This window comes from Pseudomonas sp. B19(2017) (genome assembly GCF_002113165.1).
GTDB lineage: Bacteria > Pseudomonadota > Gammaproteobacteria > Pseudomonadales > Pseudomonadaceae > Aquipseudomonas.
This window is the reverse complement of the sequence record NZ_NEJR01000008.1, coordinates 1-26,893: the sequence shown is the minus strand read 5'-3', so window position 1 is coordinate 26,893 and position 26,893 is coordinate 1. Positions and strand designations below refer to the sequence as shown.

The window sequence follows — 26,893 nt, the reverse complement described above, 5'->3', positions numbered from 1 at the left end:
GGCTATAATCGCCCCCTCATTCACCCCGAGCCTTGCCCGCCCATGTATACCCTGGCCCGCCAGCTGCTGTTCAAGCTTTCCCCGGAAACCTCCCACGACCTGTCCCTGGACCTGATTGGTGCCGGTGGCCGTCTCGGCCTCAACGGCATGCTGTGCAAGCAGCCGGCGGCTTTGCCGGTTACGGTCATGGGCTTGAACTTCGCCAACCCGGTGGGCCTGGCGGCCGGCCTGGACAAGAACGGCGCGGCCATCGACGGTTTCGCCCAGCTGGGCTTCGGCTTCGTAGAAATCGGCACCGTCACCCCGCGCCCGCAGCCGGGCAACCCCAAGCCGCGGCTGTTCCGCCTGCCGCAGGCTACGGCCATCATCAACCGCATGGGCTTCAACAATCTGGGCGTTGATCACCTGCTCGGCCGGGTGCGGGCTGCGCGATACAACGGCGTGCTGGGCATCAACATCGGCAAAAATTTCGATACCCCGGTGGAGCGTGCCGTCGATGATTACCTGATCTGCCTGGACAAGGTGTACGCCGACGCCAGTTACATCACGGTCAACGTCAGTTCGCCAAATACTCCGGGCCTGCGCAGCCTGCAATTTGGCGATTCGCTCAAGCAATTGCTCGATGCCCTGGCCGAGCGCCGCGAGCAACTGGCCGGCATGCATGGCAAGCGCGTGCCATTGGCAATCAAGATCGCCCCGGACATGAGCGACGAAGAAACCGCCCTGGTGGCTGCCGCGCTGATGGAGTCGGGCATGGATGCGGTAATCGCCACCAACACCACGCTGGGGCGTGAAGGTGTCGAAGGGTTGCCGTACGGTGGCGAGGCGGGTGGCCTGTCGGGCGCGCCGGTGCTGGAGAAGAGCACCCATATCGTCAAGGTGCTGGCGGGCGAACTGGGCGGCAAGCTGCCGATCATTGCCGCTGGCGGCATTACCGAAGGCCGCCATGCCGCCGAGAAGATCGCTGCCGGGGCGAGCCTGGTGCAGATTTATTCGGGTTTCATTTATAAAGGGCCTGCGCTGATTCGCGAAGCGGTGGATGCTATCGCTGCGATGCCGAGGTAACCTGACGGGCCCATTCGCGGGCATGCCCGCTCCCACAGGGTTCAGCGCACTGCTGAAGCTGACGCTACACCTGTGGGAGCGGGCGAGCCCGCGAAGAAGCCAGCGCGGATAGGGATTCGCACCCATAAAAAAGGGCCCCGTCAAGGGGCCCCTGGGCCTTCGCCCGCCGCCCGGATAGGGCGTGCATGGTGAATCGAATTCAGTGTCCTCGTTCAGCCAACGGCGTGATTTTCGTTGAGTCTATGGATGCCAGCGGTGCCAGTCATTCCGTCCCAGTTATCACCGCGACCTTCACGCCAGCCGTTGATCCAGGCTTGGCGAACAGAAGGAAGATTGAAGGGGCAAAGTTCGCGGGATTTGCCGGTGACCCCGTATTGGTAGCCACGTGAATATGCTCTTTCCAACGGATCACGCTTAAGTCTTCTCATAGGGTGTTGCCCTCACTTGTTGACTGTAATGTCCCGTCGGCCTCTCCGAGGCCGGGCAGAGTCTTTCTGCCGGTGTGCGCTCGCTGCCGGCGTGGCGAGCTGAAAGTGCCGCCTCGTTGCGAAGCGGCCTGAGACCAGTTCTATCGAATGCGAGTCACCGTGTGAATGATCGATTTGTCATAAGCACGTAACCTTTCCAAGGGTGAGGGGATAAGTAAATAAATGCGACTCAACCTTGTTTAGCGTTGAGCCCGCTATGATCAGGGTTTGCCGATCATTGACGTCATTTCGCCAGCGTTGCTCGCGGATGACAGTAATAATTTGAAATGCGACGAAGGGTCACAACGGCCCCGGTGTCGCCAGAATTTTTAGTACTGCCTGATGATCTAAGCTGTCTTTGCCACTGGGCCAGGCACGGATCGGTCAGGCGGCCCGGCCTTTCAGTGCACGCTCGCGTGCCAGGAAAGGCCACCCGCACACCTGCTGGAAAGGTGTGCGGGCAAACATCGCGGGGCGATGCGTTGCCCCGTCAGTCAAATAGCCCAAGGCGCTGGATTACTCATGTCGGACCGTTTCGAACTTTACCTCACTTGCCCCAAAGGCCTGGAAGGCCTGCTTGCCGAAGAGGCCCGGGGCCTCGGCCTGGATGATGTGCGTGAGCACACCTCGGCCATTCGCGGCGCCGCCGACATGGAAACCGCCTACCGCCTGTGCCTGTGGTCACGCTTGGCCAACCGGGTGCTGCTGGTCCTCAAGCGCTTCTCCATGAAAAACGCCGACGACCTCTACGACGGCGTGCACGCAGTCGACTGGGCCGACCACCTGGCAGCCGACGGCACCCTGGCTGTGGAGTTCAGCGGCCATGGCTCGGGCATCGACAACACCCACTTTGGTGCACTGAAGGTCAAGGATGCGATTGTCGACAAGCTGCGCAACCGCGAAGGGCTGCGCCCGTCGGTGGAAAAGATCGACCCTGATGTGCGTGTGCACCTGCGCCTGGACCGTGGCGAAGCCATTCTTTCCCTGGACCTCTCCGGGCACAGCCTGCACCAGCGTGGCTACCGCCTGCAGCAAGGTGCCGCGCCGCTGAAGGAAAACCTGGCGGCGGCGGTGCTGATCCGCGCCGGCTGGCCGCGCATTGCCGCCGAAGGTGGCGCGCTGGCCGACCCGATGTGCGGTGTAGGTACCTTCCTGGTCGAAGCGGCGATGATCGCCGCCGATATCGCGCCCAACCTCAAGCGTGAACGCTGGGGCTTCAGTGCCTGGCTTGGCCATGTACCGGCGTTGTGGCGCAAGGTGCATGACGAGGCGCAGGCGCGGGCGCAGGCCGGCCTGGCCAAGCCGCCGCTGTGGATCCGTGGCTACGAGGCCGACCCACGGCTGATCCAGCCAGGCCGTAACAACGTCGAGCGTGCCGGCCTGGGCGACTGGGTGAAGATCTACCAGGGTGAAGTCAGCACCTTCGAGCCGCGCCCGGACCAGAACCAGAAAGGCCTGGTCATCAGCAACCCGCCCTATGGCGAGCGCCTGGGTGATGAAGCCAGCCTGCTGTACCTCTACCAGAACCTCGGCGAGCGCCTGCGCCAGGCCTGCATGGGTTGGGAGGCAGCGGTGTTCACCGGCGCGCCGCAGTTGGGCAAGCGCATGGGCATTCGCAGCCACAAGCAGTATGCGTTCTGGAACGGTGCCTTGCCGTGCAAGCTGCTGCTGTTCAAGGTGCAGCCTGACCAGTTCGTTACCGGCGAGCGCCGCGAAACGCAGCCTGAAGGCACGGAAACCCGCCCGCAGGCACCGCTGGCGAGCGAGCCGGCGCGCCTGTCGGAAGGGGCGCAGATGTTTGCCAACCGCCTGCAGAAAAACCTCAGGCAACTGGGTAAGTGGGCCCGCCGCGAACAGGTCGATTGCTACCGCCTGTACGATGCCGACATGCCCGAATATGCCCTGGCGGTCGACCTGTACCAGGACTGGGTGCACGTGCAGGAATACGCCGCGCCACGTTCGGTCGACCCGGACAAGGCCCAGGCACGCCTGCTCGACGCACTGGCAGCCATCCCGCAGGCCCTGGGCATCTCGCCGCAGCGTGTGGTGCTCAAGCGTCGCGAGCGGCAGAGCGGCACGCGCCAGTATGAGCGCCAGGCAACCGAAGGCCGCTTCCAGGAAGTGAACGAGGGCGGCGTCAAGTTGCTGGTCAACCTTACCGACTACCTCGACACCGGCCTGTTCCTCGACCATCGCCCGATGCGCATGCGCATCCAGCGCGAAGCCGCCGGCAAGCGCTTCCTCAACCTGTTCTGCTACACCGCCACAGCCACCGTGCATGCGGCCAAGGGTGGGGCGCGCAGCACCACCAGCGTCGACTTGTCGAAAACCTACCTGGACTGGGCGCGGCGCAACCTGGCGCTCAATGGCTTCTCGGATCGCAACCGCCTGGAGCAGGGCGATGTGATGGCCTGGCTGGAGGGTAACCGCGACAGCTACGACCTGATCTTCATCGACCCGCCGACCTTCTCCAACTCCAAGCGCATGGAAGGCGTATTCGACGTGCAGCGTGACCACGTGCAGCTGCTGGACCTGGCCATGGCCCGCCTGGCGCCGGGTGGCGTGCTGTATTTCTCCAACAACTTCCGTAAGTTCCAGCTGGACGAGCACCTGATGGCGCGTTACGCGGTGGAAGAAATCACCGCCCAGACGCTGGACCCGGACTTCGCCCGCAACAACCGTATCCATCGTGCCTGGCGGTTGCAGCTGCGTTGAGGCGACGAGGTACATTGCGCGGCTAATGGCCAATAGCTATAACTGAAGGCAGGGCAAGATAATCCGCAGGACGCTGACGTGACGAGATGGGTGTATGTCAAACGGTGGCGTTCGTGCGCGGTTGCTTGGCCTGTGCACAGAGGCGGTGTCCGCCTGGGCGGTGGCCCTGGTCGCCCTGGTGGTGGGCGGCCTGTTGACGGCCGTTCTGGCACTTGCCGCGCAAACCTTCTACAAGCAGCAGCTGCGCCAGCGCTTCGAGCTGCTGGCCAGCGAACGTTTCAGCCGTATCGTCGAGCGGATTGACGAGCAGCAGCAGCGGCTGGACGGGCTGCGGCGGTTTTTCAGCTTTTCCAACGAAATCACCCCACGCGAGTTCGACGGCTACACCCGGCCATTGCTGCAGCGGACCCTGGCCTACGCCTGGGCGCCGCGTGTCGAAGCCGCGCAACGCACCGAGTTCGAGCGCCACGCCAGTGCGCATGCCGGCCCGGGCTATGTGATCCGCGACCAGGATGAGCAAGGCCAGTGGCGCCCATCTCCCCAGCGCGACCATTACTTCCCGGTCCTCTATACCCAGTCGGGTGAATTACCCGGGCTGCCCTATGGGCTGGACCTCGCCGGCCAGGACGTTCCCCTGGCTGCATTGTCGCGGGCGCTGGGGCCGGGCAGCATGGCGGTGTCCGAGCCACTGCCCATGTTCGATACCAGCTCGGATGCGCGTGGCCTGCTGATGGTGGCGCCGGTGTTTGCCGATGCCAACCCCCGCGGCGCGGCAGTGGGCTATGTAATGGCCTTGCTGAGCATGCGTGAGCTGGTCAGTGACGGGCGCCCGGTGGCGGCAGATGACAACCTGGTCGTGCGCATCGTAGACCCCACCGGGCTGCATGGCCCCGAAGTGATGTTCGATTCGCAGAACCCGGCAGCTCCCCTGGCGCTGGTCAGCAACCAGCTGTTGCACCTGGCTGACCACCACTTCCAGCTGAGTATCCGGCCGAGCCTGGCTTTCTTGCAGGCCAACCGTTCTTCCGTGGTGCTGGCGGTGAGCCTGCTGGGCGGCCTGTTGAGCCTGCTGCTCAGCGTTTTGCTTTACAGCCTGCTCAGCCAGCGCCAGCGTGCCTTGGCCCTGGTCGAGCAGCGCACCGCCGAGCTGCGGGCCAGCGAGCAGTCCCTGCGTGGCACCCACAACCAGCTGCGTAGCGTACTGGATGCCGCAACCCAGGTGGCGATCATCGCCACCAACCTCAAGGGTGTGATTGGCACCTTCAACGCCGGTGCCGAGCGCATGTTCGGTTACCCGGCCAGCGAGGCGATCGGCCAGCTGCGCCTGGAGGACCTGGTACTGCCCGAGGAGTTGAGCCAGCGTGCCCATGCCTTGAGCCTGCGTTACGGCCGGCCGATTGCAGGCGACCAGGCCATGTTCGCCGAAACGGTGCAGGCGCATGGCGCCGAGCCGGGAGAGTGGACCTTGTTACGCGCTGATGGCAGCCAACTGGTGGCCAATATGCTGGTTACCGCCATGCTCGATGAACAGGGATTGTGGATGGGTTACCTGGCGATCTGCATCGATGTCACTGAACGGCGTCGGGTGCATGAGGCACTGGCGGCGCGCGACAGCCTGCTGGAAAAGCTCAGTGCCGAGGTGCCGGGTGGCATCTACCAGTACCGCCTGGATGGCAACGGCCATTCTTGCTTTCCGTACGCCAGCAAAGGCCTGTACGACATCTACGAAGTCGACCTGCAACAGCTGCGCGAGGACGCCACGGCGGTGTTCGAGCGCATCCACCCGGATGACCTGGAGCGCGTGCGCCGTTCGGTGCGTTACTCGGCCGAACACCTGTCGCCCTGGCGCGAGGAGTACCGGGTTTGCCTGCCGCGTGCCGGGCTGCGTTGGGTGCGTGGCGAGGCGACACCGGAAGTGGGCGAGCAGGGCTGCACCTTGTGGCACGGCTACCTGACCGACATCTCCGACCTCAAGGGCGTGGAAGAAGAGTTGCGTGCGTTGTCGGTGACCGACTCGCTGACCGGTATCCATAACCGCCGCTTTTTCCAGGAGCGGCTCAGGTTCGAGCTGGAACGGGCCCAGCGCGATGGCCTGGCGCTGGCGGTGATCATGCTCGATATCGATCACTTCAAATGCATCAACGACCGCTTCGGCCATGCCGCCGGCGATTATGTGTTACGCAGCCTGTGCCTGCGCATTGGCCAGCGCTTGCGGCGTACCGATGTGTTCTGTCGGTTGGGTGGCGAGGAATTCATGGTGCTGTGCCCGGGCAGCGATGCCAGGCAGGCGCGGCTGCTGGCGCTGGAGCTGTGGCAAGGAGTGCGCGATGTGCCGGTGGAAGGCGTGGGCAAGGTGACCGCGAGTTTTGGTGTAGCGGGTTGGCGACCGGGGGAAGGGGCCGATGCCTTGCTGTTGCGGGCTGATGCAGGGGTGTACGCGGCCAAGCAGGCCGGGCGGGATCGGGTGGAGGGGGAGTAGGCCTGACAGCTGTCAGTTGTCAGTGCCGGCCCTTTCGCGGGCTTGCCCGCTCCCACAGCTACTGCACCAGGTTCAATAACGGTGCAGTAGCTGTGGGAGCGGGCAAGCCCGCGAAGAGGCCGGTACTGGCTACCTGTCAGTTGGCCGCTGTGCTGCCGGCCAGCTTCGGCTGGCGGTACAGGTCCAGCAGCACCTGGTCGAGCACCTGCGAGGCGCCCCATGGTTTCGGGTCGTTGAGGATTGCCGCCACCGCCCAGGTATGGCCGTTGCTGTCACGGCTGAAGCCGGCAATTGCCCGCACGGTGTTCAGCGTACCGGTCTTGATGTGCCCTTCACCAGTCATGGCGGTGCGCTTCAGGCGTTTGCGCATGGTGCCGTCCATGCCCACCAGCGGCATCGAGCTCATGAACTCGGCTGCATAGGGGCTCTTCCAGGCGGCCTGCAGCATTGCAGCCATTTCCCGGGTGCTGACCCGTTCGGCGCGGGACAGGCCGGAGCCGTTTTCCATCACCAGGTGCGGCGCGGTAATGCCCTTCTTCGCCAGCCACTGGCGCACCACGCGCTGGGCAGCGCGAGCGTCGTCACCATCGGCATCGGTGCGGAACTGCGCGCCAAGGCTCAGGAACAGCTGCTGGGCCATGGTGTTGTTGCTGTACTTGTTGATGTCGCGGATCACTTCCACCAGGTCTGGCGAGAAGGCGCGGGCCAGCAGGCGAGCGCCCTTGGGCACGTTCTCGAAGCGGTCGCCACCCTGGATGCTGCCACCCAGTTCGTTCCAGATCGCGCGCACGGCGCCGGCGGCGTAGGTGGGGTGGTCGAGCAGCGACAGGTAGGTCTGCGAGTTGCAACCGTCACCCAGCTGGCCGCTGACCGTTACGCTGATGCCATCGGCCTGCTGCACCGGGTTGTAGCGCACATCACCCGAACACTGCTTGGAGGCTACCGCCTTGACCTGGTTGTCGATGCGGATGCTGGCAATCGGCGGTTCGACCGCGATGGTGACCTTGCCGCCATCGTTGCGGGCCACGAAACGCAGGGCCTTGAGGTTGACCAGCAGCGAGTCGGGCTTGACCAGGAACGGCTTGTTCTCATCGCCGCCGTCGTCGTTGAACTGCGGCAGGTTGGGCTGCACGAAATGGCTGCGGTCGAGCACCAGGTCGCCGGTGATGGTGCGCACGCCATTGGCGCGCAGGTCACGCATCAGCAGCCACAGCTTTTCCATGTTCAGCTTCGGGTCGCCGCCACCTTTGAGGTACAGGTTACCGTTGAGTACACCGTTGCTCAGGGTGCCGTCGGTGTAGAACTCGGTTTTCCACTGGAAGGTCGGGCCGAGCAGTTCGAGGGCGGCGTAGGTGGTGACCAGTTTCATGGTCGAAGCCGGGTTCACCGAGACATCGGCATTGAACACGGTCGGTGTGCCGGGGCCGTCCAGCGGCAGCATCACCAGCGACAGGGCAGAATCCTGCAGTTTGTTGGCCTTGAGGGCCTGCTGCACTTTGGCAGGCAGTGTGGTGTTGACTGCGGCGGCCTGGCTGGGCAGGGCGAGTGGCAACAGCAGGCCGGCAAGAACGAGGGGACGAAGCGTTTTGATCATGATCGATAAATACCCTACGGCGAGGGAAAAGGGCATTGGGGCTGTAAGGAATGATTGCCCCAGAATGAAAGAATACGCATTATGCCCCAAGCGTAGCGACGATGCGCCACGTTCGACCGAAAAGCACCCCATAAAAAAGGCCACCCGTAGGGGTGGCCTTTTCAGCGATCGAGCCAGGCCGGAATTACTCGGCCTTGTTGATCGGCTTTTCCGGGTACCAGGCGTCCAGCAGCGGGCTGACTTCGATCTTGGTCAGTTCGCTGCGGCCCTTGAGCCAGGCCTCAACGGCTGCACGCTGTTCTTCGCTGACCGAGCCGCGTTTGACCGAGCACACCAGGCCGAAATCGTCACCGCCTACATAGTCCAGGCCATTGGCGTCCATGGCTTCTGCCAGGAACGCGTCGAGGAAAGCATCGATTGCCTGGTCATCCAGATCTTCCTTGAATTCCAGGTTCAGCTCGAAGCCCAATTCCTGAAACTCGTCGACACACAGCTTCTTGCGCAGACGACGGGAGCGGTTTGTGGCCATGAAACAATCCTCTTAGGTAATAACGTCGCGCAGTCTACCAGTTAACACGCCTGGCTGCCTGCCTGTGTGCAGGTACCTGTGGCCAGTTCCTTGGTCAAGGCGCGTTCTATCCGGCACATGTGCCGCGCCAGTGCCTGGCGCCGCAGGCGTAACTGGGCGGTGGGCAAGCCGCTGGCCTCCAGGGCTTCGCAGGCCGTCATCAGCTCGGGGGCCTCCAGCATCCGCGCGGCGCTGAGCACTTTGTGCGCCTGTTCGGCAATGGCGCCGTTGTCGTGCTGCGGATCCAGTGCCATCAAGGCTGCCATGTCAACCTGCAGGCTCTTTTGCAAGGCCTGCAGGAAACGCTGGCGGTCGTTCGGGTCATGCCCGACCACTGCGGCAAGGCCGTCCAGGTGGTAAAGCTTGCGCCGCCGTTTTTGCTGACGGCGAGGGTGGATGCCGGCCAGACGCTGGCTGAGAGTGCCCAGGCTGATGGGCTTGAGCAGGCAGTCGTCCATGCCGGCGCTCAGGCACTTGCGCCGTACTTCCGGCTGCGCGTTGGCGGTGTAGCCGAGTATGGTACAGCGCGTCCGATTGCCGTGACGTTCTTCAGTGCGTACGGCAGTGGCCACCTGGTAGCCGTTCATGTGCGGCATGTTGCAGTCGAGCACCAGTACATCGAAATCGCCCGCCCGCCAGGTAGCCAGGCCTTCGCGACCGTCGCGGGCACTGGTGTGTTCCAGGCCCAGGTAGCCAAGCTGCTGTGCCATCAGTTGCAGGTTGGCCGGGTGGTCGTCGATCACCAGCACGTTCAGCCGTGGGTCGGGCACGTCGAGGTTCTCGATCAGCGGGACCGGCTGCGCAGCGGCATCAACCCGCTGTAGCGGCATCTTCAGGCGCACCTGGGTGCCGACATCCTCCAGGCTCTTGATGGTCAGGCTGCCGCCCATCATCTCGCACAGGTTGCGGCAGATGGCCAGGCCCAGCCCGGTACCCGCGCGGGCGCCCTGGCTATGGGGGTTGGCCTGGATGAACGGGTTGAACAGGCGTTGCAGGTCGTCGGCGTGGATGCCAATGCCACTGTCGCGCACTTCCAGCTCCAGCACGGCGGGGGTACCGATGCCGTCCTCCATCAGGTTGACGCAGATGCGCACCTGGCCATGTTCGGTGAACTTGATGGCGTTGCTCACCAGGTTGGACAGGACCTGCTTGAAACGCAGGGGGTCGAGCAGGGCATGGCAGCGTGCGCTCGGCGCGATCATCACCTCCAGGGCCAAGCCTTTCTGCCGCGCCTGGCCCTCGAAGATGCGCCCCACCGATTCGACCAGGGACGCCAGGTCGACGGCCTCCGGGGCGAGGGTCAAGTGCCCGGACTCGATGCGCACGATGTCAAGGATATCGCCAATCAGGCCCAGCAGGTCCTTGGCCGAATGGTGGGCCAGCTCCAGTGCGTTGCGGTCTACCCGGCCTTGGTCGGCACGCTTGACTGCCAGCTCGAGCATGCCGATGACCGCATTCATCGGGGTGCGGATTTCGTGGCTGATGGTCGCCAGGAACGTGCTTTTGGCGCGGTTGGCATCGTCCGCCTGCTGCTTGGCCTGGCGCAGCTCCATGACCAGATGGCGGCGATCACTGATGTCGATCCAGCCGCCGATGATGCCCTGCACCTCTCCCAGGGAGTCGCGATACGGCAAAATCCAGTGGTAGATGGTCATCTCCCTGCCCTTGATACGTAGCGGCCGATCCATGATCAGCGGCGACCCCTCGGCCATCACCTTCAGGTAATCGGCCTGAATCTGCCGGGTCTGCTCGTGATCGGCGAACAGGCTTTTCTCCAGGCGTTTGCCGATAACCTCGTCGGAGCGGGCCTGCACGGCTTCCAGATAGCTGTAGTTGCAACTTTGCAGGCAGCCTTCGCGGTCACGCACGTACATGGGGTGGGGCGTGCCGTTGAGCAGGGCGCGCATGAATGCCAACTGGTCATTCAGTGCCCGTTCGGCGCGTTGCCGTTGGCGAATCTGCAGGCGCAGGCGAGCGTTCCACAGCAAGGCCAGCAGCAACAGTACCGCGGTTCCCAGTACCAGCTGTATCGCCAGCCTTCGGTAACCCTTGTCGTTGCCATCCTCGTGCAGGCTGAAACCGCGCCAGCGGTTGTTGATGACCCCCAGTTCTTCCGGCGAGATGCTCAGTAGTGCCTTGTCGAGGATGGACACCAGCGCCTGGGACGAGGCACTGGTGGTCATGGCGAAATGGGCGGGTTCGCTGCCGACGGTGGCGCGGATGACCAGTTCGGGGTTACCGGCCAGGGCATGGTTGGCGTCGATCAAGGGGGTGATCACCGCATCGACGGCCCCGCTGTTGAGCAACGCCATGGAATAGAACGCGCTTTCGGTCTCGACCCAGCCGATTTGCGGGTAGTGCCGCGACAGCATGGCGTCCATGGCACTGTAACGGGTGATGGCGATGCGATGCCCCTGCAGTTGCTCCAGCGAGGTGAAAGGCTTTTTGCCCTTGAGGCTGACCAGCACATAGGCGCTTTCCAGGTAGGGCCGGCTGATTCGCAGGTCGTCTTCGCTCACCCCGGTGGTGGCCAGTGCAGCGATGACATCGGCGCGACCATCCTTGAGGCGGGCAATCATGTCGGCCAGGCCGCTGGCGCGCTGCACTTCGAAACGCAGGCCGGTGCGCAGGCGAATGAGCTCGAGCAGGTCGGCGGTGATACCGCGAAAATGCCCCGAGCCATCGAAATAGGAGACCGGTGCAGCGGTGTCGTCGATTGCCACGCGCATCACCGGGTGGTCCTGCAGCCATTGTTCCTCGGCCTCGGTCAGTTGCAGCCTGCGGTCAGTCAGCAGCGAGTCGCTACCGGCGCTCCAGCGCTTGAAGATACTGGCGCGTATGGCCGGGGTCTGGCTGTCCAGGGTCGCGTTTACCAATTCCATCAGCGGCTTGTCCTGCTGGCGCAGGGCAAATCCGAAGCCGATGGCTTCGTGCTTGCCAAAACTGGCCATGCGCAGGCGCGGCAGATGGCTGCGATTGAGCTGGTAGTGGGTGGAAATGGTATCGCCGATGAATACGTCGGCCTGGCCGAACGCCACGGCATTCAGGGCCTGGCTGGAGGAGCCGAAGGCCAGCAGTTCGGCCTTGGGGTAGGCCCTGCTCACTTCTTGTCGGGGCAGGTAGTGGTAGAGCATGCCCAGGCGCATGCCCTCCAGGCCCATGTCCAGGGCCCGGCTTTCGTCCTCCCGCGTTACCAGCACCGGTTGGTCGATTGCATAGGGGTGCGATAACGCCAGGCCGTCGTTGGCTGCTTCGTAGCCGTTGGCGCTGCCGAGCAGGTCGATATCGCCGTGCAGCAGCGCCTCCACCGCCGCCTGCCGGCTGGAAAAGCGCAGCACCCGCACGGGCAACTGCAGGGCATTGCCGATCAGGCTCGCGTACTCGGCGGTAAGGCCCTGGTAGTCGCGGCCGCCACTGGTGATGTCGAACGGCGGGTAGTCCGGTGCCGAGGTACCCAGCACCAGTTCCTGGCGGCTTTCCAGCCATTGCCGTTGTTCGTCCGTGAGCGCAGGCGGTGCCGGCCTGGCCGATGACCGTGCCAGCAAGGCGTAGGACGAGGCCTCATGATGGGTAGCCTGCGCCACCCCGGCGAACAGGAGCAGGGTGAGCAGCAGGCAAATGATAGGGCGCGCCATGACGCCCCTCAGACCAGCGCGTTGCGTTTGGCCATTTCGATCAGGTCGACCAGTGTATTGACCTGAAGTTTGTGCATGAGGCGCTTCTTGTAGGTACTGACTGTCTTGCTGCTGAGGAACATGCCCTTGGCAATTTCCTTGTTGCTGCGGCCTTGGGCGAAGAGTTGCAGCACCATCAGTTCGCGGTCATTCACCTGGCGGAAAAGTTGCAAGTCTGCATCCACCGCCTGGTCATGTTTAATTGCCTGGCTGGGGAAATAGTTGTAACCGGCCAGCACGGCCTTGATGGCACTGAGCAGCTCGCTCAGGTCTTCCTGCTTGCACACGTACCCGGCTGCACCCGAGTGCATGCAGCGTACGGCAAACAAGGCGGGAGACTGTGCGGTCAGTACCAGTACCTTCAGGGGAAGGGCCATGGCCTGGAAGCGGGCAAGTACCTCCAGCCCGTCTAGCTTGGGGATGCTGATGTCGAGGATGACCAGGTCTGGGGCGGCTTCGCGAATCATCTGCATGGCGTCCACGCCGTTGTCCGACTCGCCGACAACCTTGTAATTCTGGTTTTCCAGCAACATACGGACGGCCAGGCGGATGACGGGATGATCGTCGACGATAAATATGGAGTGCATGTTCAACTTCCCTGCGGGCGACTGAGGGTGACAAGCGGCACCTTATCGCAGTTGGAAGTCATCGGGTGCATGAGGAAGGGCTGTTAGCCCTATATGGGAAATGGCTTACAAGATAAAACAAATCGGGCTACGAAACAGGCGCAATTAACACAATGTCAAAACGGGATTGGTAACTATTCATTTATTTTTATTCGTGGTGTTTAACTTGCCAACCGTATGTGTAGGAAGTTTCCCACAATGCACGGTGCAGCTCCGGGCTATGCCCAGGCTGCACCGGCAGGGCTCAGGTCGGGCTGGAGCGCCCGGTCATTTCCCGGGCCATTTCGCTGGCATAGCTGTCGGTCATCCCGGCGATGAAGTCGATCATGCGCAGGAAGGCGTTGTGTAGCGAGCCGTGCGGGTCGGGGGCGTTGTTGCCGATCAGGTCCAGTACCCGGCGGCTCTTGAACGACGGCGTGCGCCCTCCGTGCTGTTCGAGCGCAGCACCACAGAAGGTGTTCAGCAGAATCTCCAGGGTGGTGTAGGCGCCGATCTCGTGAAGGGTCTTGCGTTTGTCCTGGAAGATCTTGTTGCGTGCCATGTCCTTGGCCTGCAGCACGCAGCGTTTGGCCGGGCCATGCATGTGTTCGACCAGGTCGCCTGCCAACTGCCCGGCCAGCAATGCCTGCTGCTGCTCGACGAAGGCGCGGGCAGCGGCGTTGGTCAGGTGCTCGATGGCTTTGCCGCGCAGGATTGCCAGCTTGCGCCGGCGGGATTCGCCAGGGCCGAGCTGGCGATAGGTTTCCGGCAGGTCATCGCCGACCAGGTCGAGCAGCAGTGCTTCGACTTCGGCGTATTGCAGCAGCTCCATTTCCAGACCGTCTTCCAGGTCGATCAGCGCGTAGCAGATATCGTCGGCGGCCTCCATCAGGTAAACCAGCGGGTGGCGTGCCCAGCGCTGGTGTTCAAGTTGTGGCAGGCCTAGCTTGCGTGCGATCTGCTCGAGAAGCGGCAGCTCGCTCTGGTAACTGCCGAACTTGTGCTTCTTGTAGCCCAGGGCGTCGGCGTGGCGTGCGCTCCACGGGTACTTCAGGTAGGTGCCGAGGGTGGCATAGGTCAGGCGGGTTCCGCCGTCAAACTGGTGGTACTCCAGCTGGGTGAGTACACGAAAGCCCTGGGCGTTGCCTTCGAAATTGAGGAAGTCGGCGCGCTCGTCGTCGCTCATGGCGTCCAGCCAGCCACGCCCGGCGGCCTGCTGGAACCAGTGGCGGATGGCATCTTCGCCAGAGTGGCCAAACGGTGGGTTGCCGATGTCGTGGGCCAGGCAGGCCGACTGCACGATCATCCCCAGGTCGCTGGGGGCGCACCAGTCCGGCAGGCTGTCGCGCAGTGTTTCGCCGACGCGCATGCCCAGCGAGCGGCCGACGCAGCTGACTTCCAAGGAGTGTGTCAGGCGGGTGTGGATATGGTCGTTGCTGGAAACCGGGTGCACCTGGGTCTTGCGCCCGAGGCGGCGGAAGGCACCGGAGAAGATGATGCGGTCGTGGTCCTTGTGGAAGGGGCTGCGCCCGAGTTCGTCGGCGCTGTACAGGGCTTTGCCCAGGCGTTCGCGGGTGAGCAGGGTATGCCAGTCCAAGGCGCGGTCTCCTGTGGATCGAGGGATATAGCTTCCAGTGTCCGGAAGGACAGCGCAAGGGGTAGGCCCACAGGGACAACACAAGCCCGAAGGTTTGTGCGTTCCTTGTGGGAGCGGGCGTGCCCGCGAACACCGGCGCAGCCGGTGCCAGCCACCGTGTTGGATTCTTCGCGGGCACGCCCGCTCCCACAGAAGCTGCATCGCGCTTGCGGATTGAGGTCTCTGCGCGACAGCGCAGCCCAAAGGGCTGGCGCCGTCGACAGAAAACGCTCAGGGGCGGCGGCTGCCTTGCAGGTACAGACGAACTAGCGGCAGCAGGCTGGTGCCCAGGCGCAACAGCCGCGCCAGGTTGCCGCTGCGCACGCCCTTGCCGGTGAGGAAACCCAGCGCCACCACGGCGCCAATTCCCCACAGCGGCGCATGCTTGATGCCCAGGCCGTCGTGCAGCGAGCTGCCCATTCCGCGTACGCGGCGCAGTGGCTCCAGCAACTGCGCGGACTCGTGGCGGATTTCCTGGCGGTGCATTTCCATGCGCAGGCGCAGCAGCGCCTTGCGCAGTTCGCGCGGGTTACGGCTGTTTGGCAGTTCTGGCAGGCTCATGGCAACAGGCGCTCCCGGTCCTTGGCGAGTTCTTCGAGGGTGGCGCCAAAGGGCGACGATTCGTCGAACACCGCTGCTTTCAGGCGCAAGCCGCAGTACAGCGCGGCGATGCCATAGAACACGCACAGGCCGATGATGCCGGCCAGGCGGTAGCTGTCCCACAGCAGCACCAGCAGTAACCCGGACAGCGCGGTGAGCAGCAGCAGTGCGAATACCAGGGCCAGGCCGGCGAACAGCAGCAGGCTCAAGGTGCGGCCCTTCTGCTCCTGCAACTCGATGCCGAACAGTTCGATATGGCTGTGCAGCAGCCCCAGCGCAGCCGCGCCCAGGCGCTTGCCCGAGGCGCTGGCGCCGTTGGCGTCGTTCTCCATGGGAACCCCTTAGCGCCGGTTGGCCAGCAGGCCGATCAACAGGCCGACACCAGCGGCAATGCCGATTGCCTGCCACGGTTTTTCCTGTACGTACTGCTCGGCGCTGCCCAGTGCTGCCTGGCCGCGTTCACGCACCGAGTCCTGGGTCAGTTGCAGGGTTTCACGGGCCTGGGTCAGGCGGTCGTGGATCTGTTCACGCAACTCGTCCGCCTGGTCACCGGCCAGGTTGGCGGTGTCGGCCAGCAGTTTCTCGGTGTCGCGGACCAGTGCCTGGAAGTCAGCCATCAATATCTCTTGTGCAGTCTTTGCCGATTTGCTGGCCATGGGTGTCTCCCTGTCGATGAGTGTTGGTAGTTCGAGTAATAGCACGCGCGGAAGGTTCAAGTGCCGGCGCTGGTATGGGCCTTGCTAAGGCTTTGCCACGTTGCGGGGCGCCCCGGTCGGGTTTTGCGCCGATTCAGGGCGCCAGCGCAGCGGATACCGATAAACCTTAACCCAATCCACGACAAACCCAAGAAAAAACCACGCAGGCTCCGCCCGGCTCACCGAAACAGGGCAGGGGGCTGGCACCGATTCGGTGCAGGGATGCAGGTTCTTGAACTGTCCTGGTGCCTTTTTCAGCAGGTCTGCCTATTTCATGGAAAACATGCACAGCGCGATGGACTCCCTGGTCCACGGTTCCAACACCCTGTTCATTCTCATGGGCGCCATTCTGGTGCTGGCCATGCATGCCGGCTTCGCATTTCTCGAAGTGGGCACGGTGCGCTACAAGAACCAGGTCAACGCCTTGTCGAAGATCCTCAGCGACTTCGCCATCTCGGCATTAGTGTACTTCTTCATCGGTTACTGGATCGCCTATGGGGTCAGCTTCTTCCAGCCCGCGGCGGCGCTGGCGGCAGACCATGGCTATGCGCTGGTCAAGTGCTTCTTCCTGCTGACTTTCGCCGCGGCCATCCCTGCGATCATCTCCGGGGGCATCGCCGAGCGGGCGCGTTTCGTGCCGCAACTGTGTGCCACGGCGTTGATCGTGGCGTTCATCTACCCGTTCTTCGAGGGTGTGGTCTGGAACGGCAACCTTGGCGTACAGGCCTGGTTGCAGGCACGCTTCGGCGCGCCGTTCCATGACTTTGCCGGTTCGGTGGTGGTGCATGCCATGGGTGGCTGGCTGGCGCTGGCGGCAGTGCTGCTGCTGGGTGCGCGCCGTGGGCGCTACCGCGATGGCCGGCTGGTGGCGTTTGCGCCGTCGAGCATTCCCTTCCTGGCACTGGGGTCGTGGATCCTGATCATCGGCTGGTTCGGCTTCAACGTCATGAGTGCCCAGACCCTGCAGGGCGTCAGTGGCCTGGTGGCGATCAATTCGCTGATGGCCATGGTCGGTGGCACCCTGTCGGCGTTGCTGGCCGGGCGTAACGACCCGGGCTTCCTGCATAACGGGCCGCTGGCCGGGCTGGTGGCAGTGTGTGCCGGCTCTGACCTGATGCACCCGATCGGTGCGCTGGCAACCGGCCTGGTGGCCGGTGCGCTGTTTGTCTGGACGTTCACCGCGGCACAGAACCGCTGGAAGATCGATGATGTGCTGGGTGTCTGGCCGTTGCATGGTCTGTGCGGTGTATGGGGTGGCATTGCTTGCGGCGTGTTTGGCCAGGCGGCCCTGGGCGGCATGGGAGGTGTCAGCCTGCTCAGCCAGTTGCTCGGCAGCCTGCTGGGCGTGCTGGTGGCGTTGGCCGGTGGTTTCGCCGTCTACGGCACGATCCGCGCGTTGCATGGCCTGCGCTTGAGCCATGAGCAGGAGTTCCAGGGGGCGGACCTGTCACTGCACCGGATCGGCGCCACCAGCCAGGATTGAGCCAGGTCAGGTGCACGCTGGGCAGGACGGACCTAGAATAGGCTTTCCCCCTGCCAAACCGGACTTGCCCCATGCTGCCTGAATGCCAACTGTTCGGCACCCTCGGCTGCCACCTGTGCGAAGTGGCCGAGGCCGTGCTGATGCCCTTCGTCGATCATGGCCTGCTGGTGGAACTGGTCGACGTTGCCGAGCACGACGCCCTGTTCGAACGCTATGGCCTGATCATTCCCGTGCTGCGCCGCTGCGACAATGGCGCCGAACTGCACTGGCCGTTCGATGCCGATCAGGTTGCGGCGTTTCTCGCGCAGTAATGGCTACAGAGGAGCTGCAACCCTGCTCCAGGGTGATGAATGCGAGCGGATGATCCGCTGCCACATTCACTCATCAGGAGCCTCGCCATGTTGATCAGCCCGCATTTCACGCTTGATGAAATGATCGTTTCGCAATTCGCTGCCAGGGACGGACTCGATAACACACCACCGCCTGAAGCCAGGGCCAACCTGCAACTGCTGTGTTGTGCGCTGGAACAGGTGCGCGCACTGTTCGATGCGCCAATCATCGTCAGCAGCGGATACCGCAGTGAGCAGGTCAACCGGGTGATTGGCGGTGCCTCGAACAGCCAGCATATCCAAGGGTTGGCTGCAGACTTCACGGTGATCGAAGTCAGCCCGCGGGAAACCGTGCGGCGGATCAGCGAAAGTGCCGTGCCCTTCGATCAACTCATCCTGGAATTCGACAGGTGGGTGCACCTGTCGGTAACACGCGGCACTCCGCGGCGACAGGTGTTGAGCATTCGCAAAGGCAGCGGCTACCTGCCGGGGCTCCAGTGAAGCGCATTGACGGCAGCAAGGGGATGTTCGTATGCTGTATATAAATACAGTATCAGGGTGAAGCCATGCTCAATGTCGAGCAACTCAAGTACAGCGTCAACCGCATGCCCGTCGAGCGGGTGGCCGACGCGGTCCTGGAACTGCGCCTCGAAGGCCTGGTGACCGACGAGCGCACGCCGTTTGGCAAGGTCCACTTCAATACCTGTTTCGCCGAGATCGAGGCTTTGTTCCAGCGTGCCGGCTACCATCGCGGGCTGGATGTGGTGGGTTACCAAGGGTTGCTGTATGCGCTCTACGACCCGGGCCGCTGGGAGCCCGTGCAGGTTCTGCGCTGGCTCAAGGAGCGCAGCGAGGCGATGGCCCAGGCTGGTTGAGGGCGCGGGCTTGGGGGATAATGCGCGGCCGTGAATGTTTCGAGCCCTGCCATGACCACGCCTTTCGACCCCGCCCGCCAGCAAGCCAGCACGGTGTGCCTGCCCCCCGGTAACTGGGCGACGGTGCTCGACTGCCTGTGTGACCATTTCAAGGCCATTGATCGGGCCCAATGGCTCGACCGCTTTGCCCGTGGCCGGGTGCTGGATGCCGAGGGGCGGGCGGTGTCGGCCGAACTGCCCTACAAGCGCGGCATGCGTTTGCACTATTTCCGCGAAGTGCCGAACGAGCGGCCGATCCCGGTGCAGGAGGTGGTGCTGCATGTGGATGAGCACCTGGTGGTGGCCGACAAACCGCATTTCCTGCCAGTGACGCCGACCGGTGAATACGTCGAGCAGACCTTGCTTCGCCGCCTGATCCGCCGCCTGGGCAACCCGCACCTGGTGCCGTTGCACCGTATCGACCGACATACCGCCGGGCTTGTGCTGTTTTCCGCCAACCCGCAGAGCCGCAGTGCCTATCAGCGGCTGTTCCCCGAGCGACGCATAGACAAGCGCTACCAGGCCATTGCCGCGGCCATGCCGCAGCATGCATTTCCGCTGGTGCACAAAAGCCGCCTGGTGCATGGCGAGCCGTTTTTCCGTATGCATGAGGTAGAGGGCGAGGCCAACAGCGAAACCTTGGCCGAAGTGCTGGAAAAGCACGGCGAGCTGTGGCGTTACGGGCTGTCGCCGGTGACTGGCAAGACCCACCAGTTGCGCGTGCACATGGCGGCGTTAGGGGCGGGGATCTGCAACGACCCGTTCTATCCGCAGTTGGTCAATGAAGAGGATGACTACCAGCGGCCGCTGAAGTTGCTGGCGCAGAGCCTGCGCTTTGCAGACCCGCTGAGCGGGGAAGAGCGCTATTTCGAGAGCGGCTTGCAGCTGGATTGGTAATGCAAGCTCAAGCCTGCGCTGCCTTGCTCAACCCCTGACAAACCTGCGCAATCCTTGTGGGAGCGGGCGTGCCCGCGAAGCCGGCGACTCGGGGCATGGCACCGGCTTCGCCGGTGTTCGCGGGCACGCCCGCTCCCATAGGGATAGCGTGTGCCTTGAGCATGCGCTATCCCTTTAGGTGGCAAGCTGGATTTTAACGGTTGAACCGCTCCACCAGCGAGTACTGGGTCCCCGCCGTGCTGGTCAGCTCTTCGCTGAGCAGTGCCGAGTGCTGTGCCTGTTCGGCAGTCTGGTCGGCCAGTTCGGCAATGGTACTGATGTTACGGCTGATTTCGTCAGCCACTGCAGTCTGCTCCTCGGTTGCCGCGGCAATCTGGGTGGCCATGTCGGTAATGTTGGCCACCGCTTCGCTGATGCCCACCAGCGCCTCGTCGGCCTGCATCACGCGGTCGACGCCTTCCTGCGCCTGTCGATGGCCGGCTTCCATGGTCAGCACGGCATTGCTGGCAGTTTGTTGCAGCTTGGCGATCAGCCCGTGGATCTGCCCGGTGGATTCGGCAGTGCGCTGGGCCAGCTGGCGCACTTCGTCGGCCACCACGGCAAAGCCGCGGCCCATTTCACCGGCACGTGCCGCTTCGATGGCCGCGTTAAGCGCCAAAAGGTTGGTCTGGTCGGCGATGCCCTTGATCACATCGACCACGCCACCAATCTCGTCGCTGTCCTTGGCCAGTTGCGTCACTGTCTGACCGGTCTCGCCCACCGCCGCCGACAGGCGTTCGATGGCGTCGCGGGTTTCACCGGCAATCTGCCGGCCCTGGCTGGTCAGGCGGTTGGCTTCCTGGGTGGCATCGGCGGTGCGCTGCACGTGGTTGGCCACTTCCTGGGTGGTGGCGGCCATCTGGTTGACCGCAGCGGCGACCTGCTCGGTCTCTACTCGCTGGCGTTCCAGGCCCGAAGAGCTCTTGTGCGCCAGGGCGTCGGACTGACGCGCCTGTTCGCTCAGATGTTCGGCGCTGTCCTGCAGGCGGGTCAGGCAGGTTTTCATGCGCGCGTCCTGGCTGAGCATGGCCATTTCCAGGCGCGCCTGCACGCCACGGCTGTCGGTGTACATTTGCGCGATCAGCGGGTCGGAGGTAGTCTGTTCGGCCAGGCGCAGCAGGCGCTTGAGACCGCGCTGCTGCCAGCCCAGGCCCAGCAGGCCCAGCGGTACGGAAAGCCCGGCGGCCAGGGCGAAGCCCCAGGAATGGCCCAGCCAGTTGCCGATCAGGAAGCCTACCTGGCTGATCAGGATGAACGGCAGCCAGTCCTGCAATACCGGCAGCCACTTGTCCCGACGGGGTACCGGCGGCTTGCCCTGGTTGATGCGCTGGTACAGCGCCTCGGCGCGGCGGACCTGCTCGGCGGTAGGCTTGACCCGCACCGATTCGAAACCGACTACCTGATTGTTGTCGAAGATCGGCGTGACATAGGCGTTGACCCAGTAGTGGTCGCCGGACTTGCAGCGGTTCTTGACGATGCCCATCCACGGCTGGCCCTGCTTGAGCGTTTGCCACATGTGGGCAAACACCGCTGGCGGCACGTCGGGGTGGCGCACCAGGTTGTGCGGCGCGCCGGTCAGCTCCTCGCGGGTGAAACCACTGATCTCGATGAAGGCATCGTTGCAGTAAGTGATCACACCTTTGGCATTGGTGGTGGAGATCAACCGCTGCTGTGCAGGGAAAGTCCGTTCTCTCTGGGTAATCGGCTGGTTGTTACGCATGGGTTGATAGTCCGCAGGGCTTTCGACTGGTATCGGCAAGCCGCTGGTTTTATTGAATGAATAATTAATGTGCTTGATCTGTGGCAATAAGCCACCATCTTGTCTGGGGTAACCAGCGAGCACGTTCAAGCAAGTTAGCGTCATTATTGCGTTTTTACTGCTGTTTCATGACGGATAAGTCGAATGATGACCGATTGGCTAGCCAAGAGCCAGCATCGGATAGCTGAACAGGGTGAAGTGCACCAAGTTCAGGGCGAAATGGCAGAGTACCGCTGCCGCCACGCCGCCCCAGCGGTACGCCAGGCCGTAGCCGATACCGGCAAGGGTGGCCAGGTACACCCATTGCCAGCCGGCCCCCAGGTGGGCCAGGCCGAACAGCAGGGCGGCGGCAAACAATGCCAACCCTTGGTGGCGCAACAGCTGTTGCAGGCCGGCCTGGATGTAACCGCGGAACAACAGTTCTTCGGTCAGGCTTACCAGCAGCAGGTTGTTCAGCAGCCAGAGCCAGGCCTGGTCGGGCCATTTCGGGGCCAAAGCCAACATGTCCAGTGCCCAGGCACCGCCCAGGCAGGCAAGCAGGGTCAGGGGCAGGGCGTACAGCAGGCTGGTCGCCAGGCCCTGGCTGCGCCACAGGATCAGCCAAGGGCAGGCCAGCAGCAGCCAGGCGCCGATCAGCGGTTTATCCAGGTTCAGGTACATCGTGAAGGGCAGGGCGCCGGGGCTGAGGACGATGCCGTCGATGACTTTGGCGGCGTTGAAGCCGGGCAGCCGGTGCATTGCCAGGGCGATGGCCAAAAGGATGAACAGCGTGTGGCCGAGGGCTTGTTGCCAGCGCTGGGGGCGGCGAGCAAGCAGGGCGCTGGCAAGCAGGGCGAGAAAGGTGGGCAGGGTGGTGATGCCGAGGTGGCCGTGGCTCAGGGCGAGGGTGTAGCCGAGCGCCAGGAGGAAAAGTGCGATCAGGTGGAAGCGAGGCACAAGTGGACCTTCTGATTGAACGATGTTGGGTCCGCTGCGCGGCCCATCGCCGGCAAGCCAGCTCCCACAGGTAAAGTACAGACCTCAGGCTTGTGTTATCCCTGTGGGGAGCTGGCTTGCCGGCGATGGGCTGCACAGCAGCCCCAAGCATACCCGGCTCAGCCCGTAATCAGTTGGCGCAACACATAATGCAATATCCCCCCTGCCTTGAAATATTCCACTTCATTCAGGGTATCGATCCGGCACAACACTTCGATCTGCTCCTGCTGCCCATCTTCGCGGGTGATGCGCAAGGGCAGGCTCATGCCCGGGCGAATCTGTGCACCGTTCAAGCCCAGCACATCGATCCGTTCCTTGCCGGTCAGCCCCAGTTGCTTGCGGTTGTGCCCGGCCTTGAACTGCAGCGGCAGCACGCCCATGCCCACCAGGTTGGAGCGGTGAATGCGCTCGAAGCTTTCTGCCAGCACCGCCTTGACCCCTAGTAGGTTGGTGCCCTTGGCCGCCCAGTCACGGCTCGAACCGGTGCCGTATTCCTGGCCTGCAATCACCACCAGTGGAGTGCCTTGCTGCTGGTAGCGCATGGCCGCGTCATAGATCGACAGCTTTTCGCCACTGGGCACGTGCAGGGTATTGCCGCCTTCTTCGCCCGCCAGCATTTCGTTGCGGATGCGGATGTTGGCGAAGGTGCCGCGCATCATCACTTCATGGTTGCCACGCCGCGATCCGTAGGAGTTGAAGTCGCGGGGCTCCACGCCCTGCTCACGCAGGTAGCGCCCGGCCGGGCTGTCGGCCTTGATGTTGCCGGCCGGGGAAATGTGGTCGGTGGTCACCGAGTCACCCAACAGCGCCAGGATCCGCGCACCCTGGATGTCGGTGATTTGCGGGGGTGGTCCGCCGATGTCGTCGAAGAAGGGTGGATGCTGGATATAGGTGGAGTCGGCCTGCCACACATAGGTGGCCGCCTGCGGTACCTCGATGGCCTGCCACTGTGCATCGCCGGCGAACACTTCGGCGTATTCCTTGTGGAACATCGCCGTGTCGACCTTGGCGACGGCAGCGGCAATTTCCTGCTGGCTGGGCCAGATGTCGCGCAGGTAGACCGGCTGGCCGTCCTTGCCGGTACCCAGCGGGTCGCGGGTCAGGTCCAGGCGTACGCTGCCGGCCAGGGCATAGGCCACCACCAACGGCGGCGAGGCCAGCCAGTTGGTCTTGACCAGCGGGTGCACGCGGCCTTCGAAGTTGCGGTTGCCCGACAGCACCGAGGCCACGGTAAGGTCGGCGCTGGTAATGGCTTTCTCGATCGCTTCATCCAGCGGGCCCGAGTTGCCGATGCAGGTTGTGCAGCCATAGCCGACCAGATCGAACCCCAATTGGTCCAGATAGGTGGTGAGCCCGGCGGCCTTGAAGTAGTCGGTGACCACCTTGGAGCCCGGTGCCAGCGAACTCTTGACCCAGGGTTTGCGTTGCAGACCTTTTTCCAGGGCCTTTTTCGCCACCAGCCCGGCGGCCATCATCACGCTGGGGTTGGAGGTGTTGGTGCACGAGGTGATCGCGGCAATCACCACGGCGCCATCGCGCAGGGTGTGGGTCTGGCCTTGATGGCTGTAGTCGGTCTCCCCGGCCTGGTCGGCGTTGCCCACCGCTACACCGCCGCCACCTTCGCTTTCCAGGCGGCCGACCTCCTTGGCCAGCGGTTTGGGCTGCAGTTCGATGAAGTGGTCAAAGGCCTGGCTGACCTGGCCCAGGGCCACGCGGTCCTGCGGTCGCTTGGGCCCGGCCAGGCTGGCCTCGACCTCTTGCATGTCCAGCGCCAGGCTGTCGCTGAACAGTGGTTCCTGGCCCGGTAAGCGCCACAGGCCCTGGGCTTTGCAGTACTGCTCGACCAGTTGCACGGTCGCTTCGGGGCGGCCTGACAGGCGCAGGTAGTCCAGGGTCACCTGGTCGACCGGGAAAAATCCGCAGGTGGCGCCGTATTCCGGGGCCATGTTGGCGATGGTCGCACGGTCGGCCAAGGGCAGCTCGGCCAGGCCATCACCATAGAACTCGACGAACTTGCCCACCACGCCCTTCTTGCGCAGCATCTGCGTCACCGTCAGCACCAGGTCGGTGGCGGTGATGCCTTCACGCAGCTTGCCGGTCAGCTTGAAACCGATCACTTCGGGAATCAGCATGGACACCGGCTGGCCGAGCATGGCCGCCTCCGCTTCGATGCCACCGACACCCCAGCCGAGTACGCCCAGGCCGTTGATCATGGTGGTGTGCGAGTCGGTACCGACCAAGGTGTCGGGGAAGGCGTAGGTGCGACCATCGGCCTCACGCGTCCAGACGGTGCGGCCCAGGTATTCCAGGTTGACCTGGTGGCAGATGCCGGTGCCCGGCGGTACCACGCGGAAGTTGTCGAAGGCGTTCTGGCCCCAGCGCAGGAAGGCATAGCGCTCGCCGTTACGCTGCATTTCGATGTCGACGTTTTCGCTGAAAGCCTGCGGTGTGCCATAGCGGTCGACCATCACCGAATGGTCTATCACCAGGTCCACCGGGGACAGCGGGTTGATCCGCTGCGGGTCGCCGCCGGCCTTGGCCATGGCTGCGCGCATGGCGGCCAGGTCGACCACGGCCGGCACACCGGTGAAGTCCTGCATCAGTACCCGCGCCGGGCGGTACTGGATCTCGCGGTCGGAGCGCCGCTCGCCCAGCCAATGGGCGAGGGCACGCAGGTCGTCGCCGGTGACAGTCTTGCCGTCCTCCCAGCGCAGCAGGTTTTCCAGCAGCACCTTCAGCGACATGGGCAGGCGCTGCAGGTCGCCCAGATGGCGGGCGGCCTCGGTGAGGCTGAAGTAGTGGTAGGTCTGGTCGCCGACCTTGAGTGATCTGAGGGTGTTCAGGCTATCGAGCGAGGGCATTGCCAACTCCTTCTGCGCCGGTGCCTGGCAAGCTTTGCCCGGGGCACCGCTCTGTATCGATCCGCACGGCACGGACCTGGCTGAAAGGTCAGGTTAGACCGCTTTGCGCCACCTGACCCTTTTCTGGACCGGCGGGACGTGTCGCAGGTTCCGATCTTCCTTTATCATCGCCGCCCTGCCGGCGCCTGTGGCGCGCCAGCCGTAGTGGAGTGAGAGATGAATACCCTGTTCATGCATTGCCGGCCCGGTTTCGAGGGTGAGGTGTGCGCCGAAATCAGCGAACATGCCGCCCGCCTGGGTGTTGCCGGCTATGCCAAAGGCAAGCCGCAAAGTGCCAGTGCCGAGTTTGTCTGTAGCGAGGAGGGCGGTGCCGAGCGCTTGATGGGGGAACTGCGTTTCAACCAGCTGATTTTCCCGCGGCAGTGGGCCCGTGGCGGTTATGTCGAACTGCCGGAAAGCGACCGAATCAGTGTGCTGCTGGCGCACCTGGCCGACTTCCCGCTGTTCGGCAGCCTGTGGCTGGAAGTGCTGGACAGCAACGAAGGCAAGGAACTGTCCACGTTCTGCCGCAAGTTCGAGGTGCCGCTGCGCAAGGCTTTGGAAAAGGCCGGCCGCCTGGTTGACGACGCCAGCCGCCCACGCTTGCTGCTCACCTTCATCAGCGGCCGTCGGGTATTTGCCGGCGTTGCCCCGGCCAACAACAGTGCGCTGTGGCCCATGGGCATCCCGCGCCTGAAATTCCCCCGCGAGGCACCCAGCCGCTCGACCCTCAAACTGGAAGAGGCCTGGCACCAGTTCATCCCGCGAGAACAGTGGGAGCAGCGCCTGGGTGATGACATGACTGGCGTCGACCTGGGGGCTTCGCCGGGTGGCTGGACCTACCAGCTGGTGCGCCGGGGTATGCTGGTGACTGCCATCGACAACGGGCCGATGGCCGAAAGCCTGATGGACACCGGGTTGGTCCAGCACCTGATGGCCGATGGTTTCACCTGGCAACCGAAACAGCCTGTGGACTGGATGGTGTGCGACATCGTCGAGAAACCGGCGCGTACCACTTCGCTGATCGAGACCTGGCTGGGCGAGGGGTTGTGCCGTGAGGCGGTGGTCAACCTGAAACTGCCGATGAAACAGCGCTATGCCGAAGTACGCCGACTGCTCGACCGAATGGAGGCGACCTTCAAGGCGCGTAAGATCAAGGTGTCGATTGCCTGCAAGCAGCTGTATCACGACCGTGAGGAAGTGACCTGCCATCTGCGTCGGATGGACTTGAAGCCGCGCTGAGCACAGCGCGAATCGCCTTGCTCTTGCTCTTGCTTCGGCTTTTGCTTCTGAGCGCGCGATAGTTCAGGCGCCGCCGACTGCGACTTCAGGAGGCCGGATGATGGGAGCGGACGGTTTTTGTGGGCCTGCCCCGTGACAACGGACGCCAAGAAGCGATACTTACATCGCTATCTTGGAGGTTGCCATGTACCCAACCACTCGCCGCAACTACACCGATGAGTTCAAGATTCAGGCCGTTGCGCTCGCCGAAACGCTCG

21 protein-coding genes are annotated in these 26,893 nt (G+C 63.5%); 9 read left to right on the top strand and 12 right to left on the bottom strand.

Annotated elements, in window-relative coordinates:
- Positions 1-42 precede the first annotated feature (42 nt).
- A complete protein-coding gene (locus CAF70_RS13175) occupies positions 43-1,065 on the top strand; it encodes a quinone-dependent dihydroorotate dehydrogenase (RefSeq protein ID WP_085625206.1) in 1,023 nt (340 codons plus the stop codon).
- 212 nt (positions 1,066-1,277) lie between these two features.
- Here CAF70_RS13175 and rmf read toward each other — a convergent pair whose 3' ends face one another.
- Positions 1,278-1,493 (bottom strand): ribosome modulation factor, encoded by a 216-nt coding sequence (gene rmf, locus CAF70_RS13170; RefSeq protein WP_003248687.1) that lies wholly within the window; start codon positions 1,491-1,493, stop codon positions 1,278-1,280.
- 561 nt (positions 1,494-2,054) lie between these two features.
- Here rmf and rlmKL point away from each other — a divergent pair.
- Both rlmKL and CAF70_RS13160 read left to right on the top strand, forming a co-directional pair.
- Positions 2,055-4,247: a bifunctional 23S rRNA (guanine(2069)-N(7))-methyltransferase RlmK/23S rRNA (guanine(2445)-N(2))-methyltransferase RlmL gene (rlmKL, locus tag CAF70_RS13165; protein ID WP_085625205.1), complete on the top strand. Its 2,193-nt coding sequence runs from the start codon at positions 2,055-2,057 to the stop codon at positions 4,245-4,247.
- A 94-nt stretch (positions 4,248-4,341) separates the two neighbouring features.
- Positions 4,342-6,726, top strand: a complete 2,385-nt coding sequence (locus CAF70_RS13160; RefSeq protein WP_085625204.1) for a diguanylate cyclase — start codon at positions 4,342-4,344, stop codon at positions 6,724-6,726.
- 136 nt (positions 6,727-6,862) lie between these two features.
- Here the strand turns inward: CAF70_RS13160 and dacB are convergent, their stop codons facing one another.
- The 8 genes from dacB to CAF70_RS13120 form a co-directional block, all read right to left on the bottom strand.
- Positions 6,863-8,320, bottom strand: coding sequence for a D-alanyl-D-alanine carboxypeptidase/D-alanyl-D-alanine-endopeptidase (gene dacB, locus CAF70_RS13155; RefSeq protein WP_085625203.1), 1,458 nt, complete (start codon positions 8,318-8,320; stop codon positions 6,863-6,865).
- A 184-nt stretch (positions 8,321-8,504) separates the two neighbouring features.
- The gene (locus CAF70_RS13150; RefSeq protein WP_004376110.1) at positions 8,505-8,849 is read right to left on the bottom strand and encodes a YggL family protein; all 345 of its coding nucleotides are present in this window, start codon (positions 8,847-8,849) and stop codon (positions 8,505-8,507) included.
- A 41-nt stretch (positions 8,850-8,890) separates the two neighbouring features.
- Positions 8,891-12,523, bottom strand: a complete 3,633-nt coding sequence (locus CAF70_RS13145; RefSeq protein WP_085625202.1) for an ATP-binding protein — start codon at positions 12,521-12,523, stop codon at positions 8,891-8,893.
- 8 nt (positions 12,524-12,531) lie between these two features.
- Positions 12,532-13,149, bottom strand: coding sequence for a response regulator transcription factor (locus CAF70_RS13140; RefSeq protein WP_085625201.1), 618 nt, complete (start codon positions 13,147-13,149; stop codon positions 12,532-12,534).
- Positions 13,150-13,432: 283 nt separating this feature from the next.
- Positions 13,433-14,764 (bottom strand): deoxyguanosinetriphosphate triphosphohydrolase, encoded by a 1,332-nt coding sequence (locus tag CAF70_RS13135; protein WP_085625200.1) that lies wholly within the window; start codon positions 14,762-14,764, stop codon positions 13,433-13,435.
- Positions 14,765-15,034: 270 nt separating this feature from the next.
- On the bottom strand, positions 15,035-15,364 hold the full coding sequence (locus CAF70_RS13130; RefSeq protein ID WP_085625199.1) for a hypothetical protein: 330 nt from the start codon (positions 15,362-15,364) through the stop codon (positions 15,035-15,037).
- Positions 15,361-15,735, bottom strand: a complete 375-nt coding sequence (locus tag CAF70_RS13125; protein ID WP_013971683.1) for a phage holin family protein — start codon at positions 15,733-15,735, stop codon at positions 15,361-15,363. Before CAF70_RS13125 ends, CAF70_RS13130 begins: the two co-directional genes overlap by 4 nt.
- 9 nt (positions 15,736-15,744) lie before the next feature.
- Positions 15,745-16,059, bottom strand: coding sequence for a YqjD family protein (locus tag CAF70_RS13120; protein WP_085625198.1), 315 nt, complete (start codon positions 16,057-16,059; stop codon positions 15,745-15,747).
- Between the two features lie 313 nt (positions 16,060-16,372).
- Here CAF70_RS13120 and CAF70_RS13115 point away from each other — a divergent pair, with 313 nt between their 5' ends.
- The 5 genes from CAF70_RS13115 to CAF70_RS13095 all read left to right on the top strand — a co-directional run bounded on the left by CAF70_RS13115 (position 16,373) and on the right by CAF70_RS13095 (position 19,721).
- Positions 16,373-17,581 (top strand): ammonium transporter, encoded by a 1,209-nt coding sequence (locus CAF70_RS13115; RefSeq protein WP_085625197.1) that lies wholly within the window; start codon positions 16,373-16,375, stop codon positions 17,579-17,581.
- Between the two features lie 71 nt (positions 17,582-17,652).
- Positions 17,653-17,892 carry a glutaredoxin family protein gene (locus CAF70_RS13110; protein WP_085625196.1) on the top strand — a complete coding sequence of 80 codons (240 nt, stop codon included), beginning with the start codon at positions 17,653-17,655 and terminating at the stop codon, positions 17,890-17,892.
- A gap of 87 nt (positions 17,893-17,979) precedes the next feature.
- The gene (locus CAF70_RS13105) at positions 17,980-18,411 is read left to right on the top strand and encodes a D-Ala-D-Ala carboxypeptidase family metallohydrolase (RefSeq protein ID WP_085625195.1); all 432 of its coding nucleotides are present in this window, start codon (positions 17,980-17,982) and stop codon (positions 18,409-18,411) included.
- 65 nt (positions 18,412-18,476) lie between these two features.
- Positions 18,477-18,785: a transcriptional regulator gene (locus tag CAF70_RS13100; protein WP_085625194.1), complete on the top strand. Its 309-nt coding sequence runs from the start codon at positions 18,477-18,479 to the stop codon at positions 18,783-18,785.
- Between the two features lie 51 nt (positions 18,786-18,836).
- Entirely contained in the window at positions 18,837-19,721 is an 885-nt protein-coding gene (locus tag CAF70_RS13095) for a pseudouridine synthase (RefSeq protein WP_085625193.1), read from the top strand.
- A gap of 193 nt (positions 19,722-19,914) precedes the next feature.
- Here the strand turns inward: CAF70_RS13095 and CAF70_RS13090 are convergent, their stop codons facing one another.
- The 3 genes from CAF70_RS13090 to acnA all read right to left on the bottom strand — a co-directional run bounded on the left by CAF70_RS13090 (position 19,915) and on the right by acnA (position 25,355).
- Positions 19,915-21,480 carry a PAS domain-containing methyl-accepting chemotaxis protein gene (locus CAF70_RS13090; RefSeq protein WP_085625192.1) on the bottom strand — a complete coding sequence of 522 codons (1,566 nt, stop codon included), beginning with the start codon at positions 21,478-21,480 and terminating at the stop codon, positions 19,915-19,917.
- Between the two features lie 198 nt (positions 21,481-21,678).
- On the bottom strand, positions 21,679-22,455 hold the full coding sequence (locus CAF70_RS13085; protein ID WP_085625191.1) for a CPBP family intramembrane glutamic endopeptidase: 777 nt from the start codon (positions 22,453-22,455) through the stop codon (positions 21,679-21,681).
- Between the two features lie 158 nt (positions 22,456-22,613).
- Positions 22,614-25,355, bottom strand: a complete 2,742-nt coding sequence (gene acnA / locus CAF70_RS13080) for an aconitate hydratase AcnA (RefSeq protein WP_085625190.1) — start codon at positions 25,353-25,355, stop codon at positions 22,614-22,616.
- A 216-nt stretch (positions 25,356-25,571) separates the two neighbouring features.
- Between acnA and rlmM the strand changes: the two genes are divergently transcribed.
- Positions 25,572-26,636, top strand: coding sequence for a 23S rRNA (cytidine(2498)-2'-O)-methyltransferase RlmM (gene rlmM, locus CAF70_RS13075; protein ID WP_085625189.1), 1,065 nt, complete (start codon positions 25,572-25,574; stop codon positions 26,634-26,636).
- The last annotated feature ends 257 nt before the right edge of the window (positions 26,637-26,893 follow it).

What these genes read in the sequence shown, in the direction of transcription:
- acnA (WP_085625190.1), bottom strand. Translation starts at nt 25,355, where the DNA reads ATGCCCTCGCTCGATAGCCTGAACACCCTCAGATCACTCAAGGTCGGC.
- CAF70_RS13115 (WP_085625197.1), top strand. Translation starts at nt 16,373, where the DNA reads ATGGAAAACATGCACAGCGCGATGGACTCCCTGGTCCACGGTTCCAAC.
- CAF70_RS13095 (WP_085625193.1), top strand. Translation starts at nt 18,837, where the DNA reads ATGACCACGCCTTTCGACCCCGCCCGCCAGCAAGCCAGCACGGTGTGC.
- CAF70_RS13120 (WP_085625198.1), bottom strand. Translation starts at nt 16,059, where the DNA reads ATGGCCAGCAAATCGGCAAAGACTGCACAAGAGATATTGATGGCTGAC.
- CAF70_RS13160 (WP_085625204.1), top strand. Translation starts at nt 4,342, where the DNA reads ATGTCAAACGGTGGCGTTCGTGCGCGGTTGCTTGGCCTGTGCACAGAG.
- CAF70_RS13105 (WP_085625195.1), top strand. Translation starts at nt 17,980, where the DNA reads ATGTTGATCAGCCCGCATTTCACGCTTGATGAAATGATCGTTTCGCAA.
- CAF70_RS13130 (WP_085625199.1), bottom strand. Translation starts at nt 15,364, where the DNA reads ATGAGCCTGCCAGAACTGCCAAACAGCCGTAACCCGCGCGAACTGCGC.
- CAF70_RS13100 (WP_085625194.1), top strand. Translation starts at nt 18,477, where the DNA reads ATGCTCAATGTCGAGCAACTCAAGTACAGCGTCAACCGCATGCCCGTC.
- CAF70_RS13175 (WP_085625206.1), top strand. Translation starts at nt 43, where the DNA reads ATGTATACCCTGGCCCGCCAGCTGCTGTTCAAGCTTTCCCCGGAAACC.
- CAF70_RS13140 (WP_085625201.1), bottom strand. Translation starts at nt 13,149, where the DNA reads ATGCACTCCATATTTATCGTCGACGATCATCCCGTCATCCGCCTGGCC.
- rmf (WP_003248687.1), bottom strand. Translation starts at nt 1,493, where the DNA reads ATGAGAAGACTTAAGCGTGATCCGTTGGAAAGAGCATATTCACGTGGC.
- rlmM (WP_085625189.1), top strand. Translation starts at nt 25,572, where the DNA reads ATGAATACCCTGTTCATGCATTGCCGGCCCGGTTTCGAGGGTGAGGTG.
- rlmKL (WP_085625205.1), top strand. Translation starts at nt 2,055, where the DNA reads ATGTCGGACCGTTTCGAACTTTACCTCACTTGCCCCAAAGGCCTGGAA.
- CAF70_RS13125 (WP_013971683.1), bottom strand. Translation starts at nt 15,735, where the DNA reads ATGGAGAACGACGCCAACGGCGCCAGCGCCTCGGGCAAGCGCCTGGGC.
- CAF70_RS13110 (WP_085625196.1), top strand. Translation starts at nt 17,653, where the DNA reads ATGCTGCCTGAATGCCAACTGTTCGGCACCCTCGGCTGCCACCTGTGC.
- CAF70_RS13150 (WP_004376110.1), bottom strand. Translation starts at nt 8,849, where the DNA reads ATGGCCACAAACCGCTCCCGTCGTCTGCGCAAGAAGCTGTGTGTCGAC.
- CAF70_RS13145 (WP_085625202.1), bottom strand. Translation starts at nt 12,523, where the DNA reads ATGGCGCGCCCTATCATTTGCCTGCTGCTCACCCTGCTCCTGTTCGCC.
- dacB (WP_085625203.1), bottom strand. Translation starts at nt 8,320, where the DNA reads ATGATCAAAACGCTTCGTCCCCTCGTTCTTGCCGGCCTGCTGTTGCCA.
- CAF70_RS13090 (WP_085625192.1), bottom strand. Translation starts at nt 21,480, where the DNA reads ATGCGTAACAACCAGCCGATTACCCAGAGAGAACGGACTTTCCCTGCA.